This window comes from Nitrospirillum bahiense (assembly GCF_007828025.1).
In the GTDB taxonomy this organism is placed as follows: Bacteria; Pseudomonadota; Alphaproteobacteria; order Azospirillales; family Azospirillaceae; genus Nitrospirillum; species Nitrospirillum amazonense.
This window is the reverse complement of the sequence record NZ_VITO01000007.1, coordinates 287,703-303,964: the sequence shown is the minus strand read 5'-3', so window position 1 is coordinate 303,964 and position 16,262 is coordinate 287,703. Positions and strand designations below refer to the sequence as shown.

13 protein-coding genes are annotated in these 16,262 nt (G+C 68.2%); 3 read left to right on the top strand and 10 right to left on the bottom strand.

Going from position 1 to position 16,262, the window contains the following annotated elements:
- Positions 1-38 precede the first annotated feature (38 nt).
- Positions 39-683 (bottom strand): TetR/AcrR family transcriptional regulator, encoded by a 645-nt coding sequence (locus tag FBZ88_RS13040; protein WP_145617375.1) that lies wholly within the window; start codon positions 681-683, stop codon positions 39-41.
- Between the two features lie 104 nt (positions 684-787).
- On the opposite strand from FBZ88_RS13040, the gene FBZ88_RS13035 reads away from it, so the two are divergent.
- A complete protein-coding gene (locus FBZ88_RS13035) occupies positions 788-1,429 on the top strand; it encodes a YbhB/YbcL family Raf kinase inhibitor-like protein (RefSeq protein ID WP_145617373.1) in 642 nt (213 codons plus the stop codon).
- A gap of 18 nt (positions 1,430-1,447) precedes the next feature.
- On the opposite strand, the gene FBZ88_RS13030 is transcribed toward FBZ88_RS13035, so the two are convergent.
- A complete protein-coding gene (locus FBZ88_RS13030) occupies positions 1,448-3,865 on the bottom strand; it encodes an ATP-dependent helicase (protein ID WP_211102635.1) in 2,418 nt (805 codons plus the stop codon).
- A gap of 220 nt (positions 3,866-4,085) precedes the next feature.
- Between FBZ88_RS13030 and FBZ88_RS13025 the strand changes: the two genes are divergently transcribed.
- Positions 4,086-4,442, top strand: a complete 357-nt coding sequence (locus tag FBZ88_RS13025; RefSeq protein ID WP_050898563.1) for a hypothetical protein — start codon at positions 4,086-4,088, stop codon at positions 4,440-4,442.
- 146 nt (positions 4,443-4,588) lie between these two features.
- Here FBZ88_RS13025 and FBZ88_RS13020 read toward each other — a convergent pair whose 3' ends face one another.
- From FBZ88_RS13020 to FBZ88_RS12995, 6 genes are all read right to left on the bottom strand, one after another.
- A complete protein-coding gene (locus tag FBZ88_RS13020) occupies positions 4,589-5,635 on the bottom strand; it encodes a GGDEF domain-containing protein (protein WP_145617371.1) in 1,047 nt (348 codons plus the stop codon).
- 343 nt (positions 5,636-5,978) lie between these two features.
- A complete protein-coding gene (locus FBZ88_RS31335) occupies positions 5,979-6,326 on the bottom strand; it encodes a methyl-accepting chemotaxis protein (RefSeq protein WP_004273812.1) in 348 nt (115 codons plus the stop codon).
- A 265-nt stretch (positions 6,327-6,591) separates the two neighbouring features.
- Positions 6,592-8,175: a phosphoglycerate dehydrogenase gene (gene serA, locus FBZ88_RS13010; RefSeq protein WP_145611655.1), complete on the bottom strand. Its 1,584-nt coding sequence runs from the start codon at positions 8,173-8,175 to the stop codon at positions 6,592-6,594.
- A 116-nt stretch (positions 8,176-8,291) separates the two neighbouring features.
- Entirely contained in the window at positions 8,292-9,461 is a 1,170-nt protein-coding gene (locus tag FBZ88_RS13005) for a phosphoserine transaminase (RefSeq protein ID WP_145617370.1), read from the bottom strand.
- A gap of 169 nt (positions 9,462-9,630) precedes the next feature.
- Positions 9,631-11,367, bottom strand: a complete 1,737-nt coding sequence (locus tag FBZ88_RS13000) for a hypothetical protein (RefSeq protein WP_145617369.1) — start codon at positions 11,365-11,367, stop codon at positions 9,631-9,633.
- A 379-nt stretch (positions 11,368-11,746) separates the two neighbouring features.
- Positions 11,747-12,553, bottom strand: coding sequence for a PhzF family phenazine biosynthesis protein (locus tag FBZ88_RS12995; protein WP_145617368.1), 807 nt, complete (start codon positions 12,551-12,553; stop codon positions 11,747-11,749).
- A gap of 119 nt (positions 12,554-12,672) precedes the next feature.
- On the opposite strand from FBZ88_RS12995, the gene FBZ88_RS12990 reads away from it, so the two are divergent.
- Positions 12,673-14,064: an aminotransferase-like domain-containing protein gene (locus FBZ88_RS12990; protein ID WP_186464370.1), complete on the top strand. Its 1,392-nt coding sequence runs from the start codon at positions 12,673-12,675 to the stop codon at positions 14,062-14,064.
- On the opposite strand, the gene thiD is transcribed toward FBZ88_RS12990, so the two are convergent.
- The gene (thiD, locus tag FBZ88_RS12985; protein WP_145617365.1) at positions 14,061-14,873 is read right to left on the bottom strand and encodes a bifunctional hydroxymethylpyrimidine kinase/phosphomethylpyrimidine kinase; all 813 of its coding nucleotides are present in this window, start codon (positions 14,871-14,873) and stop codon (positions 14,061-14,063) included. The two genes, FBZ88_RS12990 and thiD, sit on opposite strands and share 4 nt — an antisense overlap.
- 4 nt (positions 14,874-14,877) lie before the next feature.
- A complete protein-coding gene (gene glmM / locus FBZ88_RS12980) occupies positions 14,878-16,257 on the bottom strand; it encodes a phosphoglucosamine mutase (RefSeq protein WP_145617364.1) in 1,380 nt (459 codons plus the stop codon).
- Positions 16,258-16,262 lie beyond the last annotated feature (5 nt).

The following is a 16,262-nucleotide window of genomic DNA, read 5'->3' as shown; positions in this document are numbered from 1 at the left end:
TCTGCCAGGGACGTTCGGTCGCTGGCCCCGGCGGCGTGTCAGCCTCCGTCTACCGCCGCCGCGAGATAGGCGGAGAGCACCAGCCGCATCTCCTGGAACAGGGCCGCGGCCTCCGCCTCCTCCGCCAATTCGGGAATGGTCTTCATCAGGTGCAGCACCATGACCGAGAGGAGGTCGGCCCGTTCCGCCGACAGCCCAGGCGCATGGGCGGACAGCATGCCGGCCATACGGCCACGGATGACACCGCGCAGGTACTGCCGCCGGTTGGCGCCGTCCACCCGGGCGTCCATCAGCACCTTCAGGGCCGTGCGCTCGCTTTTCAGCGCCATCATCAAATCCAGCAGCGCATCCGCCATCTGGGCCACCGTCATGGCGGAGGCATGGGCGGCGATGGCGTCCAGTCCCGCTCCCGCCCGCTCGCCATAGCGATGCAGCAGCCCCTCGGCCAGAGCCTCCTTGGACGGGAAGAAGCGATAGAGGGAGCCAATGGCCGTGCTAGACCGTGCCGCGATCTCCGTCATCGTGGCCGCGTCATAGCCTTTTTCCGCGAACACCACGGTGGCAGCATCCAACAAGGCGGCCACGCGCTGCCGCCCGCGCGCCCGTTTGGGCGCCCGCCCGGCCGCGTTGGGGGCAGCCTCGGGGGCGGTATCCGGGGCGGCTGTTGACTTTTGCGAGGACATCCTCAACTATCCGTTATGCGAGTCCATCCTCGCATAACACGGGCCGCCGCCGCCGTCACCTCCTCACCTGGGCGCCCCTCACCACCTGACGCGGGAGGAACCGCATGAGGACCACCCTGGACAGCGGCCTGCCCCCCTTGATCCTGGACCGCGGCCACGGCACGCGCCCCGCCGCGCCCAAACGCCACTGGCTGGGCCGCCTGCTGCGGGGCCTGCGTGCGGGGGACGCCCGTCTGGTCGTCAACCATCCCCTGGTGAAGGATGCGCCGGCCAGCCTGCGCCTCAGCAGCCCTGCCTTCGCCGAGGGCGCGGCCATTCCCCGCCACCATGCCGGCAGCGGCGTGGGCGAGAACCTGTCCCCAACGCTCAGCTGGACGGGCGTGCCCGCCGGCACGGCGGCCTTGGCCCTGGTGATGCAGGATCCGGACGCGCCCTTGCCCCGGCCGGTGACCCACCTGCTGGCCACGGCCATCGCCCCCAAGCGCAAGGGTTTCGAGGAGGGGGAGCTGTGCCCCCAGGTGGGCAACGGCGTCATCCTGGGCCGGGGCCTGTTCGGCCGCGTCGGCTATGCCGGGCCGCGTCCGGTGCGCGGCCACGGCCCCCATCGCTACGTCTTCCAGCTGCTGGCCCTGGAACACCCGCTGGCCCTGCCGGACCTGCCCAGCCTGGCCGACCTGCTGGCCGCCCTAACGCCCCAGACCGTGCTGGCCTGGGGCACCCTGACCGGCACGTATGAGCGGGCATGAGGGTTTGCGCCCCTGCCCCTATTTCCCCGCCTGGTCCGCCGGCACGACGAAGCTGTCCATGACCTTCTTCGTGCCGGAGTGTTCGAAGTAGATTTCCAGCTTGTCGTTCTCCACCGCCTTCACCACGCCATAGCCGAACTTCTGGTGGAAAACGCGGGCGCCGGGGCGGAAAGGGGCATCGGGGCGGGCGCGCGGGGTAACATCCAGGGCCGTGCCCTCGATCAGGCGGCTGGTGCGGTTGCCGGCGGGCGCCTGGCGCCCCATGCGGTTGAAGCTATCGCTGAAATTGTCGCTGCGGGCACCCCAGGACGACCCGCCCCGGCCATAGCCGCCGTCACCGCCAGCCATCCCTTGCCCCCAATGGCCTGAGGTCAGGCCGGGATCGTTTTCCACCGCGATGTGCTCATCGGGCAGTTCCCCGATGAAGCGTGACGGCAGGCTGGTGGACCAGGTGCCATGGATGCGGCGGTTGGCGGCGTGGCTGATGTAGACGCGCTTGCGGCCCCGGGTGATGCCGACATAGGCCAGGCGCCGTTCCTCCTCCAATCCCGCGATGCCGTTCTCATCCAGAGTGCGCTGGCTGGGGAACACCCCCTCCTCCCAGCCGGGCAGGAAGACCACGTCGAACTCCAGGCCCTTGGCGCCGTGCAGGGTCATGAGCGAGACCTGGGCGGAATCGACCGTCTCCGCGTTCTCCATCACCAGGCTGACATGCTCCAGGAAGCCCAGCAGGTTCTCGAACTCGCCCATGGCGTTGACGAGTTCCTTCAGGTTTTCCAGGCGGCCCGGCGCCTCCGGCGTCTTGTCCTCCTGCCACATGCGGGTGTAGCCGCTCTCATCCAGGATGGACTGGGCCAGGTCGGTGTGGCGCGCCGTGTCCATCTGCGCCCGCCAGCGGGCGAAATCCTCCACCAAGCCGCGCAGGGTGCCGCGCACCTTGGGCTTCAGCTCATCCGTCTCCGTCAGGCGCCAGGTGGCCTCCAGCAGCGGCACGCCCAGCGCCCGGCTGGTCTGGTACAGCTGCTGGATGGTGGCGGGGCCGATGCCGCGCTTGGGCGTGTTGATGATGCGCTCGAACGCCAAATCGTCCGCCGGCTGGGCCACGACGCGCAGATAGGCCATGGCGTCGCGGATTTCCAGGCGTTCATAGAAGCGCTGGCCGCCCACCACGCGGTAGGGCAGGCCCAGGGTGATGAAGCGCTCTTCGAACTCGCGGGTCTGGAAGCCGGCGCGCACCAGCACGGCCATCTGGTCCAGGCTGGTGCCCTTGCGCTGCAGCGCCTCCACCTCGTCACCCACCCAGCGGGCCTCGCTGTCGGCGTCCCACAGGCCGCGCAGGCGCACCTTCTCCCCGCCCTCGGCCTCGGTCCACAGGGTTTTGCCCAGGCGGCCCTGGTTGTGGGCGATGACACCGGCGGCGGCGCCCAGGATATGGCCGGTGGAGCGGTAGTTCTGTTCCAGGCGGATGACCTTGGCGCCGGGGAAGTCCTGCTCGAACCGCAGAATGTTGCCCACCTCCGCCCCGCGCCAGCCGTAGATGGACTGGTCGTCATCGCCGACGCAGCAGATGTTGTGGTGTCCCTGGGCCAGCAGGCGCAGCCACAGATACTGCGCCACGTTGGTGTCCTGGTACTCATCCACCAGGATGTAGCGGAAGCGGCGATGGTAATCCGCCAGCACGTCCGCATGCGCCTGGAACAGGGTGATGTTGTGCATCAAGAGGTCGCCGAAGTCGCAGGCGTTCAGCGTGCGCAGGCGGTCCTGGTATTGGCGGTACAGGGTCAGCACCTTGCCGCCGGCGGCCTCGCCCGCGTCTTCGGGGCGCAGGCGGTCGGGCGGCAGGGCCCGGTCCTTCCAGCGCTCGATGACCGACAGCAACAAACGGGCCGGCCACTTCTTGCTGTCCACCCCTTCCGCCTCCATCAGCTGCTTCAGCAGGCGCAGCTGGTCGTCGGTATCCAGGATGGTGAAGCTGGAGGTCAGGCCCACCAGCTCGGCATGGCGGCGCAGGATACGGGCGGCCAGGGCGTGGAAGGTGCCCATCCACCAGCCCTCGGTGTCCGTGCCCATCAGCGCGCCCACGCGCTCCCGCATCTCGCGCGCCGCCTTGTTGGTGAAGGTGACGGCAAGGATGTTCCAGGGGCTGACGCGCCGGGTCATCAGCAGGTGGGCCAGGCGTGTGGTCAGGGCCCGGGTCTTCCCCGTGCCGGCGCCAGCCAGCACCAGGACGGGGCCGTCCAGCGACTCCACCGCCTCGCGCTGCGCCGGGTTCAGCGCGTCGAGATAGGCGGGCGACCAGCCGGCCGGCCCATGGGCAGGCATGGGCGGCGGCGGGGCCGGCGCGGGGCGAGGCGCGGCGGTGAAGGGCACAACCTTCTCAGGCTCGTCCTTCTTGGGCGGGGCGGGCGGGTCCAGACGGGAAAACAGATCGGTCATGATGGGAACATATATAGCACAAGGCCCGCTTTCGTCTGCCCCCGCGATGGCCTTTTCCCCGTCCTTCCCCTTTCCGCCAGGGTGCCCTCCCCTAAAGGCCGGCCAGCTACCCGTTGCACAAGAGGTTCATATGGTGGAAAGATGATGATCAACGTGATGAAGCCGTTCGCATGGTTCCGCGCCCCTCCGGGCGGCGGCCGGCGAAGCGGGGAGTGAACCGATGAACCTGCGCTTGAACGACACCAAGACGCTGCAAGCGATCGGCATCCTGGCCGACGTCCTGGACGACCTGTCGGGGCCGGAGCGGCTGGAATGCCTCATGGCGGCCAACGCCCTGCGCCAGGTTCTGGAAACCCGGTCGGAGAATGCGCTGGTATTCGCCCGGGAGGCGTTCGAGTCGCTGGAATCGGACGTCCGGCATCAGATCCACACCGACGCCACCGAGGCCGCCATCAAGGTTGTGGCCGCCACCCGCGCCCAGGGCACGCTGCGCGCCACCCGCGACCGCAAGTCCACCGGCAGCCCCTTCCTGGACGCCATCAACGCCGGCGGCATGAAGACCGAGCGCAAGTGGTGAGGCGCTGAAGGCATCTTCACCTTCCCCACTGGCTTGTAAAAACTAGGCCGCGACTGCGGCCGCCGCAGATTTCCGGGAAGCGTCAGCGGACTGGAAATCGAGGATAAGGCAAGCGGGCGGATGCCCGCGCCCGCCGTTTGAGGGACTCAAACAAAAGCCGCTTCGGTGTCCACGTGAGCCCGCACTTGGTTGCGGCCTTCGTGCTTGGCCATATAAAGCGCCTCGTCCGCGCGCTGGACGAAACGGCCCAGCGATTCCCCGGGTTCATACAGCGCCACGCCCACCGACAAGGTGATGTTGCCGATGGCAGCGCCCGAGGTGCGCTTGACGATGCGGCGGTTGGCGATGGTGGCCCGCGTCTTCTCCGCGAAGGCCAACGCCTCGTCCAGGGTGCATTCCGGCATGATGATGGCGAATTCCTCGCCGCCGAAGCGGGCGGCGGTATCGCGGCCACGCACGGAGTCCTTCAGCGTGCGCCCCACCAGCTTCAGCACCTGATCGCCCACGACATGGCCGTGGTTGTCGTTGAATTTCTTGAAGAAATCGATGTCGATCATCAGCAGGCACAGGGGCCGGCCATCCTCCATGGCGGTGGCGGCGGCCTCGCGCAGGGCCTGGTCGAACTGCTTGCGGTTGGCCAGGTCCGTCAGGGCGTCGGTCATGGCCTCGCGCCGCACGGTGTCCAGGTCGCGGCGCATGGTTTCCAGCTGCTGCGCGCTGTCGCTCAGCTGGGTTTGCAGGAACTGGTTGCGCACGGCCACGCGCTGGGCCTGTTCGGTCATGGCGCGGATGACGCCGCGCAACTGATCGAGGGTGTCGGATAGGTCGACCTGGCCCTGGAACATTTTCAGGGCCGCGCCGAAATTGCCCACGTCGTTGCCGGCGGACGCGACGGCGCCGGTGACGCCGGCCAGGGCTTCGGTCAATTTCACGCCGATCTCCTGGATGGCCTGGATCTCGTCATCGGCGGCGAAGAACTTGTGATAGAGGTCGGCGCAGCGCGCCTCGGTGAAGGGCAGGCCGTTGCTGGCGATGATGTCCACCGCTCGGGTCAGGTCGGGATAGCGGCCGCTGCAGTAGGCATACCAGACGGTGAAGTTGTGCGGGTGTGGGGCCACCGCCTCGGCGCGCATGCGCTCCATCGCCCGTTGGGCGAGGTGGCCGGCAGCCTGTGGTCCCTCCGCGAACAGCACGTGCTCTCCTACGCCATCTGATCCGGGGCGCGATCCACGGCCCCCTCATGCGGGCTGGGCGGTTCTCGGTTCGCTACCCCTATAGGTAGACCTTTTCAGGACGGCCGCCCCGCGCCCCTACCCCGTAAGAATAAGTCACAAAACCGCGTGGATGGAAACGACGGAAAATCGGAAAGAGTCGCCATATCCGAAATTGTTCGTTGCCCCCTAGGCTGCGCGATCAAGGGGCGCACTCAAAAAAGCGTGTGGCACGCGCAAAGAAACAGGCCCGCGCCTGAGGGTGCTTCCCCCGCGCGGGCCCGCGAATACAAAGGCGACTCTTGAACGAGCCACCGCAGCCTTATCAAGCGGAAGTGATCGCCCGCTCGACCAGCTGGCCCAGGTGCTGGGTGCGCTTGGTCAGGCTCTGCAGAACGGCGGAGATTTCAGCGGTGGCGGCGGCGGTCTGGCCCGACAGGTTCTTCACTTCGCCGGCGACGACGGCGAAGCCCTTGCCAGCCTCGCCCGCGCGGGCGGCTTCGATGGTGGCGTTCAGGGCCAGCAGGTTGGTCTGCTTGGCGATGGCGTCAATCTGCTGGGCAACGGTGCCCACCTTTTCGATCTCGGCGCGCAGGCCTTCCAGTTCCCGGCTGATTTCCTGGAGGGCGGAGGACAACTCGGTCTTCGACAGACTGGTGGGCGTGGAGCTCATCGATGGCACCTGAGGTTGATTAGGGTGTCGCTGGATCGGTGGCCGGGAATGGTGGCCGGGTGTCCCCTGCCGGAACGGCCAGCCCGGTGCCTTCTAATACCACAGAAGAACAGGGGCCGGGACGCACAAAATCAACCCTTGCGCATATAGCCGGATTTATTTGGTTCGGCTTCGAAACAATCTTGACGCGAGGCCGTGGGCATAAGAAAAGGCCGCCCCAGGTCTCCCCGGGGCGGCCTTTCTGATCACGACGCGGGATCCCGCCTCAGGCCTGGAAGCGCAGGGCCTTGGCGCGGACCACGCTGGGCAGTCCCTGGATGCGTTCCAGCAGCCCGTCCCCTACCTCCTGGTCCACCGACACCAGGGCGATGGCATTGGCGCCGGCCTCGGTGCGGCCGAGGTGGAAGGTGGCGATGTTGACGCCGGCGTCGCCCAGGGTGGTGCCCAGCTTGCCGATGAAGCCGGGCTTGTCCTCGTTGCGGATGAACAGCATGTGCTCGCTCAGTTCCGCCTCGATCGGCACTTCCTCGATCTGCACGATGCGGGGCTTCTCGCCGCCGAACAGGGTGCCGGCCACGGTGCGGGTCGCCCGCTCGGTCTGCACCACCACGCGGATCAGGGTCTGATAGTCGGCGGCGTCATCCCGCTTGGTCTCCGCCACCTTGATGTCCCGCTCGCGGGCGATGACGGGGGCGTTGACCATGTTGACCGACGCCAGCAGGGGCGACAGCAGGCCCATGAGGACGATGGCGGTCAGGGGACGGGTGTTCAGGTCGGCGACCTGGCCCTCGTACTCCACCGTCACAGACTTCAGGCCGGTCTCGGTGATCTGGCCGGCGAAGCCGCCCAGCTGCTCGGCCAGCTTCATGTAGGGCTTCAGCTTGGGCGCGTCCTCGGCCGAGACTGAGGGCATGTTCAGCGCGTTGACCACGGCGCCGGTGACCAGGAAGTCGGACATCTGCTCGGCCACCTGCAGGGCCACGTTCTCCTGCGCCTCGGTGGTGGAGGCGCCCAGGTGCGGGGTGCAGATGATCTTCTCATTGCCGAACAGGATGCTTTCCTTGGCCGGCTCTTCCGCGAACACGTCCAGGGCGGCGCCGGCGACATGGCCGCTGTCCAGCGCCGCCTTCAGGTCGGCCTCGACGATCAGGCCGCCGCGGGCGCAGTTGATGATGCGCACGCCCGGCTTGGTCTTGGCCAGGGCCTTGGCGTCCAGGACGTTGCGGGTGGCGTCGGTCAGCGGCGTGTGCAGGGTGATGAAGTCGGCGCGGCGCAGCAGCTCGTCCAGCTCCACCTTCTCCACGCCCAGGTCCTGGGCGCGCTCGGCCGACAGGAAGGGGTCGAAGGCGACGACGCGCATCTTCAGGCCCACGGCGCGGTCGGCGACGATGGAGCCGATGTTGCCGCAGCCGATGACGCCCAGGGTCTTGCCGTACAGCTCCACACCCATGAAGCGGTTCTTTTCCCACTTGCCGGCATGGGTGGAGGTGTTGGCGGCCGGGATTTCACGGGCCAGCGCGAACATCATGGCGATGGCGTGCTCGGCGGTGGTGATGGAATTGCCGAACGGGGTGTTCATGACCACCACGCCGCTGGCCGTGGCGGCGGGCACGTCCACGTTGTCGACGCCGATGCCGGCGCGGCCGACCACCTTCAGGTTGGTGGCGACGGCCAGCACTTCCTTGGTGACCTTGGTGGATGAGCGGATGGCCAGGCCATCGTACTTGCCGATGATGGCCTTCAGCTCATCGGGCTTCAGGCCGGTGATGACGTCGACCTCGACGCCACGCTCCTTGAAAATCTCGACGGCGCGGGGGCTCAGGCTGTCCGAAATAAGAACCTTGGGCATGGCTCTCTGATCCTTCTAGAGGATGGGCCGGCGCCGCCGCTGGATGGAGTCCAGGTGCATGGCGGCGCCAAGCCGTTATGTCTCGGGAATAGGCGTTAAGACGCTAAAGGCGCGGCTCAGGCGACCAGTTCGGCCGCGACCGTGGCGTAGGCCCAGTCGATCCAGGGCAGCAGCGCCTGGATGTCCGACCGCTCCACCGTGGCGCCGCCCCAGATGCGCAGGCCCGGCGGGGCGTCTCGGTAAGCGCCGGCGTCCAGCGCCACGCCTTCCTTTTCCAGCAGGGATGCCACCTTCTTCGCCACCTCAGCCTGGACTTCCGGCGTCTGGCCGGCCAGCTTCGGATCGGCGAACTTCAGGCAGATGGAGGTGCAGGAACGGGTGGCGGGCACCTCGGCCAGGAAGGCCGCGGTGGTGCCGGCGGCAACCCAATCGGCCACGGCGGCCAAGTTGCTTTCGGACCGTTCGATCAGGCCCTTCAAGCCGCCCACGGACTCGGCCCAGCGCAGGCCGTCCAGAGCGTCTTCCACCGCCAGCATCGAGGGAGTGTTGATGGTCTCGCCCTTGAAGATGCCTTCGACGATCTTGCCGTCCTTGGTCATGCGGAAGATTTTGGGCAGCGGCCAGGCCGGCTTGTAGCTTTCCAGGCGGGCGACGGCGCGGGGGCTCAGCACCAGCATGCCGTGTGCCGCTTCACCGCCCAGCACCTTCTGCCAGGACCAGGTGACGACATCCAGCTTGTCCCAGGGCAGGTCCATGGCGAACGCGGCGGAGGTCGCGTCGCAGATGGTCAGGCCTTCGCGGTCGGCGGCGATCCACTCACCGTCGGGCACACGCACGCCAGAGGTGGTGCCGTTCCAGGTGAAGACCACGTCGTTCTTGAAGTCGACCTGCGTCAGGTCGGGCAGCTTGCCATAGCCGGCGGTGAAGGTGCGGGCGTCGGCCAGCTTCAGCTGCTTCACAACGTCGGTCACCCAATCCTTGCCGAAGCTTTCCCAGGCGACCATGTCGACGCCACGGGCGCCCAACAGGGACCACAGGGCCATTTCCACGGCGCCGGTGTCGGAGGCCGGGACGATACCGATGCGGTAATCGGCCGGAATGTTCAGCAGGGCGCGGCTGCGGTCGATGACGTCTTGCAGCTTGGCCTTGCCGGGCTTGGACCGGTGCGAGCGGCCCACCAGGGCGCCCTTCAAGGCTTCTAGCGTCCAACCCGGACGCTTGGCGCAAGGACCAGAGGAGAAATTCGGATTCGACGGCCGGCTCTCGGGCTTCGGCGGTACGGTCATGATGCTATTCCTTGCAGAATAGTTGCGCCTCGTTGGGGAGGCGTGTCCCGCCGCGGACATTATGGTCGCCGCGCAAGAACGTCAATCATGACGGCATGGCCGCGACACATTGCTGCCATGCCGGAACGCATCGCGAAATATCCTTTCGGATGTAGGCAGGGTGGTGGGATCAGGCCGCCGCGTGGGGGATAAGGGCCGGGGGAACCAGGCGGCTGGCGGCCAGATTCTCACACAGCTTGAAGTAGTTGTCCCGCCGCTCCGTGGCGCTCTCGAATCGCTCCAGATAGTTCAGGATGAACTCCGGACGGCGCAGGGCCGTGGTCAGCGTCTCGCTGGCGAAGGTGCGGGCCCTGCCCTCCGGCAGGCCGCCACAGGTGTTGATCAGGGCCAGCATGCGGTCGGCGAAGCCCATGGCCTGGTTGCCGACAATCTCCGTCCGCACCGTCTCGAACAGGGCGCTGTCCAGGATGTCCAGCATCTCCCGCTTGGAGGTTTCAGGCAGGCCGGCGTTCTGGATGCGGTCGGACAGCTCGCTCAGCGGCTGGATGATGTCCATACGCCGATTCTGGCAGCCCATGTCCCAGACGATGTCGTCCGGCACGATGAGGGAACGCAGGTAGGGCGCCAGCTTGGCCTTGGCCTGGCGGCCCGGCGCCATGTTCACCAGGCTCAGGATCAGGTTGATCTTGGAATAGGTGCCGCGGGCCAGGGCCATGACGTCCGACATGCCTTCCGGCTGAATCAGCTTGTCGGCGCGCAGCGCGATGGCCTCCTGGATTTCCTCGTCATTCACCAGGGTGGGCGCCGTGACCTTCAGGTGGTCCTGGATGCGCACCAGGGCGCGCAACTCGTCCTGAATGTTACGCTCGCCATGGAATGGCAGGCGGGCGTGCAGGTGGCGCAGCAGGCCCAGGCGCAGCTCCGCCAGCGTGCGCGGCAGCACCCCCTGCGCCAGCAGTTCCGACAGGGTGATGACGCCCGGCAGGTGGCTGCCGGCGGCGTCCATCTCCACCTTGCCCAGCTTGCCGACGTAGAGGTTGATGGCGTTCAACACCAGCTCGATGCGGTCGGCCTCCTTCCCCACCAGCTCGCGCAAGGCCAGGGAGGAACCCATGATCTCAGCGGCGATGCTGTCGATGATGCGCATCTCGCGCACCGTCAGCTCTGGGCTGAACAGGCGGAACAGCCGGTCCAGCTTTTCCATCCAGGTCTTGCAACCGGCGAGATAGGCGGCGGTGGCGCGATAAAGGCCAGGGATGGGGTCTGCCCCGCCGGCGGCCAGCTTGTCCGATAACGCCTTCAGGCCGCCTGGCGCCAGCGCCGGCACGGGGTTGCCCTTGGCCTTGGCCAACAGACGGCTGAGACCGTCGTCCACCATGGCCATCAGTTCCTTCATGCGCGACACAGCACTCTGCTGGCTGCCGCGCACCTGCTGGCTGGCCAGGCGCTGCAGGGCGCCCTGGACCAGCGTGCCGGCGTTGTCCAGCGCGCGGGCCGCCACCTCGTAGTACAGCACCTCCAGCGGGGTCACGCGGACATCATCGAGGTAGCGGGCGAACAGGCCGCGGATGACCTGCCGCTGGACATCGCCGGTGAAATCCTCCGGCTTGTCGCACCAGGAGGCGTCGCGACCGGGGTTGGCGATCTGCAGCGGGTCGGTTTCCGCCACACCGGGGCGCAAGCGCTTGCGCACGGTGATGTGGCTCTTGAAGTCGTGGTCCAGGTAATCGCGGCGGCGCACGATGCGCACGCCGTCGACCTCCTTGCGGTCGATCAGCAGGGCGGCCGCGGGCTCAATCTGCCGCAGGTCAGGCCCTTCCTTGACCAGAAGCCACTGGTCATTGTGCAGGCTGTGCAGCTCGAACGCGGTTTTCACCGTTCCGACCAGTTGCTGTTGCCTTTCCACCGGGACCCTGGCTCCAACGAATAGCTGGGCGCGGCCGTAGTGTTAATACAGCTTGAACGCCCGGTTTTATGAATGCGTCGCGCATCATCCCGCATCCACAGGGCCGGGTAAACGGCTATGTCCGCAACCACCCCTTCCGTAACCGGCATGCCAGCGAAAACGGAGGGATTTCGCACCCTGTGGTCGGGGTCACCCGGAGCGGAAGGGTCAAACCATCAGTTGGGGGCAGACCAACCGACGCCATACCCCTTCCGACTCCGAAGCATTCGGGCATCCTCCCCAAAAGATGGGGGCCGGATCAATCGGCTGAACGGCATAGACCGCTCCCCTTTTCCAGTGAGAAGCAGTGGGCTGCCGCTCGGAACCAGCGGGCGCCGGGTCAGATATGGATATACCCCTCCAGGAACAGGACAGCGTCGCCGCCGATGCGTACACGATCGCCATCCAGCCGGCAGGTGAGCGCCCCACCCCGCCGCGACACCTGACGGGCGGACAGGCGGTCGGCGTTCAGGCGCTGCGCCCAATAGGGAATGAGGGTGCAATGGGCCGACCCCGTCACCGGGTCTTCCGGCACGCCCTTGGCCGGCGCGAAGAAGCGGGAGACGAAATCCACGCCCGGCTCGTCCCCGGGCGCGGTGACGATGACGGCGAAACGGTCGATGCCCAGCAGCCCGGCCATGTCAGGGGTCAAGGCGCGCACGGCGGCGGCATCGTCGTAGACCACCAGGTAATCCCGCGCGGCCAGGATGGCGACGGGGGCCGGCCCACCCAGGGCCGCGATCAGGCCATCATGCACCCTGTCCGGTGTCTGAGGCGGGCGGGCGGGGAAGTCCAGGGTCAGCCTTCCCTCCTCCCGCACCACGGTCAGCAAGCCGGCCTTCTGGGTGCGGAACACCACGCGCTCCGTACCCGGATGCAGGATGTTCATCATCAGGTGGGCAGTGGCCAGCGTGGCGTGGCCGCATAAGTCGACCTCCACCGCCGGGGTGAACCAGCGCAGGCCCCAGGCGCCGTCATCCTGCGGCCCCGGCGGCACGAAGAAGGCCGTCTCCGACAGGTTGTTCTCCATGGCGATGGCCTGCAGCGTCGCGTCCGGCAGCCAGGTGTCCAGCGGCACCACGGCGGCGGGGTTGCCACCGAACGCCGCGCTGGTGAAGGCGTCGATCTGATAGATGGGCAGGCGCATGGGGAAAATCTCCTCCGGTAGGGTGGCAATGGCAGTGACGCCGCATGAAGGCAGATGACAATGGAGACAATTCCGGAATAAAACAGAGACATATCTTCATCAATGCCGATATTGTCGCCATGACAATGACCGAGAAGCAGCCACATTGGCTGCCCGACATCACCCACCGCCCGGGCCCGCGCTATCGCGCCATCGCCGCCGCCCTGCAGGACGACATCGGCAGCGGCGCCCTGCCCATCGGAGCCAAGCTGCCCACCCATCGGGATCTGGCCTGGCGCCTGGGCGTCACCGTGGGCACGGTCACCCGCGCCTACGCGGAAGCCGAGCGCAGCGGCCTGATCGGGGGGGAGGTCGGGCGCGGCACCTTCGTGCGCGATCCCCGGCCGGCGGAGGCGCCGGTGGACAACACCGGCATCATCGACCTGTCGGTCAACGCCCTGGCGCAGCACCCCAACGAAGAACGGCTGCGCCAGGCGCTGCTGGGCCTGGCGTCGCGTAACGACCTGTCGGGCCTCATGCACTATCCCCCCGTGAACGGCAGCGCCCGCCACCGCCAGGCCGGGGCGGCGTGGATCGCCCAGACCACGGGCCTGACGGTGGACCCGGCGCTGGTGCTGCCCACGGCCGGGGGGCAGAACGCCATGCACCTGGCCCTGGCCGCCATCACCCGCCCGGGCGACAGCCTGCTGGTGGAGCAACTGTCCTATCCGGCGGTGAAGCCCCTGGCCGGGCTGCTGGATCTGCGGCTGGTACCGGTGGCCATGGATGACGGGGGCCTGCTGCCCGACGCGCTGGAGCAGGCGGCCCGCGCCCATGGTGCCCACGCGCTCTACTGCATGCCGCGCCTGCACAATCCCACCACGGTGACGCAAGGGCCCGACCGCCGCCAGGCGGTGATGGCCGTGTGCCGGCAGGCCGGCATCCGGGTGGTGGAGGACGACGTCTACGGCTTCCTGGCCGACGATCCCGGCCCACCGCCCCTGGCGGCGCTGGATCCGGAGCGGGTGCTGTTCCTGACCAGCCTGTCCAAGAACCTGATGCCCGGGTTGCGCACCGGCTTCCTGCTGTGCCCGCCGCCCCTGATGGACCGGATGCGTACCCTGCTGCGCGCCACCCTGCTGGGCGTCAACCCGCTGGGGGCGGAGCTGTCGGCGGAGTTCATCCTGTCCGGCGCGGCCATGGAAAGCGCCATTCAGCGTCGCGCCCTGGTGGCGGACCGTCAGGCCCAGGCCCGCCGCCTGTTGCCTGGCGCCGCCTCCGACCCCGCCTGCCCGCACCTGTGGCTGCCCCTGCCCGAGCCGTGGCGGCGCGAGGATTTCGCCCGCGCGCTGCTAAGCCGGGGCGTGCGCGTCACGCCGGCCGACGCCTTCGCCGTGGCCCGCGGCGACACGCCCCACGCCGTGCGCGTCTGCATCGGCGGGGTGGAGCGGGTGGAGGTGCTGGAACACGGCCTGCGCATCCTGGCCAACCTGCTCTCGGAGCCCGCCGCCATGGGGGAGAGTTTTGTTTAGGGAAACGGCCTGACCGTGTGCGTGTGGTTCAGCGGGCCATGGCCGCCACCGAAGCCGGGCGCGGTGCGGATGGCCGCCTGCACGTAGGCATGCGCCCGTTCCACCGCCTGGGGGGCAGCCAGCCCCTGGGCCAAACCGCAGGCGATGGCCGACGCCAAGGTGCAGCCGGTCCCGTGGGTGTGCACACTGTCGAATCGGGGGGCGCTGTAGCTGTGTTCCCCACCCCGGGTGACCAGCAGGTCGGTCACCACCGGGCCGGCGCGGTGGCCGCCCTTGACCAGCACGGCGTGGGTGCCGAAGTCCAGCAGGCGGTCGGCGGCGCGGCGCATGCCGTCCAGGCTGTCACCCTCGAAACTTTCCAGGGGCAGGCCGGTCAGGGCCGCCGCCTCCACCGTGTTGGGTGTCAGCAGCGTGGTGATGGGCAGCAGCCGCGTGATCGCCACCGACACGGCGCGATCCTCCAGCAGGCGCTGGCCGCCTTTGGCCGCCATGACCGGATCGACCACCAGGGCGGGCACGCCCACCTCGCTCAGTACCTCGGCCACCGTCTCGATGACCTCGGCGGAGGCCAGCATGCCGGTCTTGACCGCGTCGGCGCCGATATCGGCCAGGCAAAGCCGCATCTGCAGGGCGATGAACTCCGGCGGAACGGGCATCACCGCCTGGACGCCATGGGTGTCCTGCGCCGTCAGGGCCGTCACCGCCGTCATGGCGTAGCCACCCAGCGCCGTCACCGCCTTGATGTCCGCCTGGATGCCGGCGCCGCCGCCGCTGTCGGACCCGGCGACGATCAGGACACGGCCGCGCACGGGCTTATTCCGCGACCTTGGAGGCGGGCGCCGGGGCGGCGTCCCTGATGGCGGCGACGATGTCGTCCACCACCGCCGTCACCAGGCCCTGGTCGTCGCCTTCCGCCATGACGCGGATCAACGGCTCGGTACCCGACTTGCGGATCAGGACGCGGCCGGTGCCGCCAAGCCGGGCCTCGCCGACGCGGATGGCGTCCTGAACGCTGCTGGCGGCCAGGGGCGTGGTGCCGCCCGCCGGCTCGAACCGCACGTTCTTCAGCACCTGCGGCAGGGCCTGGAAGACCCGCAGCACCTCAGACGCCGGCTTGCCCGACTGCTGGATGACGGCCAGCACCTGCAGGGCCGCCACCAAACCGTCGCCCGTGGTGCCGTGGTCGGACAGGACGATGTGGCCGGACTGCTCACCGCCAACGTTGTAGCCATGCTCGCGCATATGCTCCACGACGTAGCGGTCGCCCACCGGCGTGCGAGCCAGGCTCAGGCCCCGGCCCTTCAGGTGCAATTCCAGGCCCAGGTTGGACATGACGGTGGCCACGACGCCGCCGCCGCGCAGGGTGCCGGCATCGGCGCAGGCGCAGCCGATCAGCGCCATGACCTGGTCGCCATCGATCTGGGTGCCGGTCTCATCCGCCAGGATCAGGCGATCGGCGTCGCCGTCCAGGGCGATGCCCAGGTGGGCGCCGTGGGCCACCACAGCGTCGCGCATGGCCTTGGGCGCGGTGGCGCCGCACTCCTTGTTGATGTTGAAGCCGTCGGGCGACACCGCCACCGGGATGACCTCGGCCCCCAGTTCCCACAACACCTTCGGCGCCACCTTGTAGGCGGCGCCGTTGGCGCAATCGACCACGATCTTCAGCCCATCCAGGCGAAGGCCGCGCGGGAAGGTGGCCTTCGCCTGTTCGATATAGCGGCCGATGGCGTCGTCCAGGCGCTGGGCGCGGCCCAAATCCTTGGCGCCGGCCAGATCACCGGCGAAGCCCTCCACCATGCGCGCCTCGATGGCGGCCTCGACCTCGTCGGACAGCTTGTAGCCATCCGGCCCGAACAGCTTGATGCCGTTGTCGTAATAAGGATTGTGCGAGGCGGAGATCATGACGCCCATGTCGGCACGCAACGACCGCGTCAGCATGGCCACCGCGGGCGTGGGCATGGGGCCCACCAGGGTCACGTCCATGCCCATGGAGACGAAGCCGGCCACCAGCGCCGGTTCCAGCATATAGCCCGACAGGCGGGTGTCCTTGCCGATGACCACCAGGTGGCGGTGGTTGCCGCGGCGGAACTGCAGGGCGGCCGCCATGGCCACCTTCAGGGCCGTCTCCGCTGTCATGGGTTCGGTATTGGCCGTGCCCCGAATGCCGTCGGTACCAAAGAGTTTACGCGCCATCGTCT